The sequence below is a fragment of the Flavobacterium sp. genome (genome assembly GCF_044338735.1).
Lineage (GTDB): Bacteria > Bacteroidota > Bacteroidia > Flavobacteriales > Flavobacteriaceae > Flavobacterium.
Genome location: NZ_JBIIWV010000179.1, coordinates 1 through 4,074, shown reverse-complemented (window position 1 = coordinate 4,074; position 4,074 = coordinate 1). Strand labels below are relative to the sequence as shown.

Annotated in this window: 3 protein-coding genes; all 3 read left to right on the top strand. The window is 36.0% G+C overall.

The features are described 5' to 3' along the window. Window positions 1–236: 236 nt before the first annotated feature. The 3 genes from ACIQZC_RS09630 (at window position 237) to ACIQZC_RS09620 (ending at window position 3,753) form a co-directional block, all read left to right on the top strand. A complete protein-coding gene (locus tag ACIQZC_RS09630) occupies window positions 237–1,352 on the top strand; it encodes an endonuclease/exonuclease/phosphatase family protein (RefSeq protein ID WP_396139013.1) in 1,116 nt (371 codons plus the stop codon). A gap of 87 nt (window positions 1,353–1,439) precedes the next feature. Then, window positions 1,440–1,979, top strand: coding sequence for a 3-hydroxyanthranilate 3,4-dioxygenase (locus ACIQZC_RS09625; protein ID WP_396139012.1), 540 nt, complete (start codon window positions 1,440–1,442; stop codon window positions 1,977–1,979). Between the two features lie 253 nt (window positions 1,980–2,232). Beyond that, a complete protein-coding gene (locus tag ACIQZC_RS09620) occupies window positions 2,233–3,753 on the top strand; it encodes an aldehyde dehydrogenase family protein (protein WP_396139014.1) in 1,521 nt (506 codons plus the stop codon). Window positions 3,754–4,074: the final 321 nt, after the last annotated feature.

Genomic DNA, 4,074 nt, shown 5'->3' with positions numbered 1-4,074 from the left:
TTTGCATCGACAACCTTCCCTTTTAAGGCAGGGTTTTGCTGAGCAAAAACAAAAACAGCTTGTAGCACTAGTAATGCGCTCAATACAAGTTTTTTCATAAAGAATATTAAAATTAATACTAATTTAACGCTAAGTCGTTCAAAACTTAACAGCCTACAAATGTATAAATTTTAATAATATTATCTACCTTTGACCTTGCTTTTTATATTAAGCATAACCATAACATAACCTTCAGCATGAAATTAAAGCACTACATCTCTTTTTTAATTGTGATTTTATCAATAACAACCGGTTTCTGTCAAGAGAAAAAATTTAAAGTGCACACGGTTGCCTTTTATAATTTCGAGAACTTGTTTGACACCATCAATGACCCTGATACTTATGATGAAGAATATACCCCATCGGAAGGCTGGACTTTAAAAAATTACAAAAAGAAGTTAGATAATTTAAGCAGAGTTCTTATTGAATTAGGCACAAGTGACGCTCAAAAAAATGCACCAGTAATCATTGGTGCGTGTGAAATTGAAAACAGAAGAGTTTTAGAAGACTTAACGAAACATCCAACACTTCTCAATAAAGGATATAAAGTTGTGCATTTTGATTCACCTGATAAGCGTGGTATCGATGTTGGCTTTTTGTACCAAGAAAAACACTTTCAACCTATAAGTTATATCAATGTGCCTTTGTATGTTTACGAAAATGAAACAGCATCTGATAAAAAAGACAAAAAAGAAGGTGAAGAAACAGACGATAAAGGAGCTGTGGATGCAAAAACGAAACGAATTTATACTCGTGACCAACTTTTAGTTACGGGTTTATTAGACGGAGAAGAAATAAACATCATTGTCAATCACTGGCCTTCACGTTCTGGTGGTGAAAAAAGAAGTAGTCCTTACCGTGAAGCAGCGGGTAGATTGAATAGAAAAATTATGGATTCTATTATTAAAATTAATCCAAATGCAAAAATCATTACGATGGGCGATTTAAATGATGGTGCTTATAACAAGAGTGTAAAGGAAGGAATTGGCGCAAAACTTAAGAAAGAAGAACTAAAAAAACCAGCGGATATTTTCAATCCGTTTGAACAAATGGCAAAGGACGGTCATGCTTCATTGTTCTATAGAGATTCTGGCGATATTTTTGACCAAATTATGGTGAGCGAACAATTCGTTTCTAAAGACAAAAATGATTATGCAACTTTTAAATATTGGAAATCAGGAATTTATAACAAACCGTTCTTAATTCAAAAAACCGGTCAATACAAAGGGTATCCACTCCGAAATCAAAATGGAGTTCCAGGATTCTCCGATCACTTCCCCGTATATATTTACTTGGTGCAAGAAGTTAAATAGTTAAATAAAAATAAAAGGTTAGTTTGTAACAAAAGTACAGCTAACCTTTTTTCTTTTTAGTAACTTTACGTTTTAAACAAAAACACAATGGCAACGGCTAAACCTTTTAACTTGCAAAAGTGGATTAATGAGAATAAAGACTTATTGAAACCACCAGTTGGCAACAAAAATATTTACGTAGCATCTGACGATTATATTGTGATGGTTGTGGGTGGGCCCAATGCACGAAAAGACTATCATTACAACGAAACCGAAGAATTATTTTACCAATTAGAGGGTGAAATCACGGTGTATATTCAGGAAGAGGGCGAGAAGAAAGCCATGAAACTTTCGGCAGGAGATATGTACTTACATCCTGCAAAAATTCCCCATTCGCCTGCAAGAACCGAAGGCTCTGTAGGGTTAGTAATCGAAAGAAAACGCGCCGGAAAAGGATTTAACGATGGCTTGTTGTGGTATTGTGACAATTGCAATCATAAACTGCACGAAGTGTATTTTGAATTACACGATATCGAAAAGGATTTTCTACCGCATTTCACTGAATTTTTTACTTCGGAAGAAAAAAGAACGTGTAAACAATGTGGAACAGTAATGGAAACCAATCCAAAGTTTACTTCTAAGAAATAAATCTCTAACCACATAGAAACATAGAAAAAAAGAGAACGGGATAGACCATTTTGGTTAGATAGATGACTATGATTTTTCATGTTAAGTGAAACGACTTTATCTAAATAGAGTAACCTATGATTCTATGTGGTTAAAATTTTAAAAGACAATTACATTTATGGAGTTACAATATATTTTCTACCTTTGAAAAAAATTCAACAAAACACTACAAAAAAGTTATAAAATGATATCTGAAGCAGCAATTCAATTTGGTATGCAAGACGCTTTGCAACAATTAGGCATTAAAGAAATAAACGAAGGAACTTCTACGGGAACAAAGTGGTTTTCTAACGGAAAAATCATCGAATCGTATTCTCCAGCAACAGGAGATTTAATCGGAAAAGTAAAATCTTCGACCAAAGAAGATTACGAAACCGCAATGAAATCTGCAGAAGAAGCGTTCAAAACGTGGCGTTTGGTTCCTGCTCCAAAAAGAGGCGAAATCGTGCGTCAAATGGGAGACGAATTGCGCAAACACAAAGAAGCCTTAGGAAAATTAGTGTCTTTTGAAATGGGGAAATCCTATCAAGAAGGTTTGGGCGAAGTTCAGGAAATGATTGACATTTGTGATTTTGCAGTAGGTTTATCGCGTCAATTACACGGATTAACCATGCATTCAGAACGTCCAATGCACAGAATGTATGAGCAATGGCATCCGTTTGGAATTGTAGGCATCATTTCGGCGTTCAATTTCCCAGTAGCGGTTTGGTCTTGGAACACCATGTTGGCTTGGATTTGTGGCGATGTGTGTATTTGGAAACCAAGTTCAAAAACACCTTTATGTGGTGTAGCCTGTCAAAACATCATTCAAACCGTATTAGAAAGAAACAATTTACCAGAAGGAATCAGCTGTTTAGTGGTTGGTAACGAGTCTGGTGATTTAATCAATAACGACAAACGCATTCCATTGGTTTCGTTTACAGGTTCTACAAAAATTGGTCGTCACGTATCAAAAACTGTGGCAGAACGTTTTGGAAATACGATCTTAGAATTAGGTGGAAACAACGCGATTATCGTTTCTCAAGAAGCCGATTTATCAATGGTATTGGTAGGAGCGGTTTTTGGAGCGGTAGGAACAGCTGGTCAACGTTGTACCTCAACACGTAGATTAATAGTTCACGAAAGTGTGTACGACAAAACCTTAGACGTTTTAGCAAAAGCCTATGCGCAGTTAAAAATTGGAAATCCATTAGACGCTAACAATCATGTGGGGCCACTTATCGATAAAGGTGCGGTTCAAGATTATTTAGATGCGATTGAAAAAGCTAAAGCAGAAGGCGGAAGAGTTATTGTAGAAGGCGGCGTTTTAGAAGGAAAAGGCTACGAAAGCGGTTGTTATGTAAAACCTTGTATTATTGAAGCGAAAAACGAATTCGAAATCGTGCAACACGAGACATTTGCTCCAGTTTTATATGTAATGAAATACAGTACAATTGAAGAAGCGATTGCGATGCAAAATGCCGTTCCTCAAGGATTATCGTCTTCGATCTTTACGAACAATATGAGAGAAATGGAATTATTCCTTTCTGCTGCGGGATCCGATTGTGGAATTGCTAACGTAAACATTGGAACTTCCGGTGCCGAAATTGGTGGTGCTTTTGGTGGTGAAAAAGAAACTGGTGGTGGCCGTGAATCAGGTTCTGATGCATGGAAAGCCTATATGAGAAGACAAACGAATACGATCAACTACGGAACAGCATTACCGTTAGCACAAGGTATTAAGTTTGATTTTTAATGTTCTATCCTACAAGGTTTCCAAAACCTTGTAGGATTTATCAAACATACCTACAAGGTCAAAAAAGACCTTGCAGGAAACAAAAAACCCTGCAATTGCAGGGTTTTGTTTGTAATTAATATCTTTTATTTAGAACCACGCGAAAGGATTCGCGCGGGAGCGGGGGCACGGAATGCAATTCCGCGCTATCGGGATTGATAACAAGATTTTTATAAAATATAATTACATATCTTTGAGGACTTAATATAAAATTTTAAAAATGAAAAAAATTATTACAATAACATTCGTATTATCACTATTTATTTTGTCATGCTCTAGTGA

Bases quoted from the DNA above. Each gene is read 5' to 3' on its own strand.
- ACIQZC_RS09630 (WP_396139013.1), top strand. From the start codon at position 237: ATGAAATTAAAGCACTACATCTCTTTTTTAATTGTGATTTTATCAATA.
- ACIQZC_RS09625 (WP_396139012.1), top strand. From the start codon at position 1,440: ATGGCAACGGCTAAACCTTTTAACTTGCAAAAGTGGATTAATGAGAAT.
- ACIQZC_RS09620 (WP_396139014.1), top strand. From the start codon at position 2,233: ATGCAAGACGCTTTGCAACAATTAGGCATTAAAGAAATAAACGAAGGA.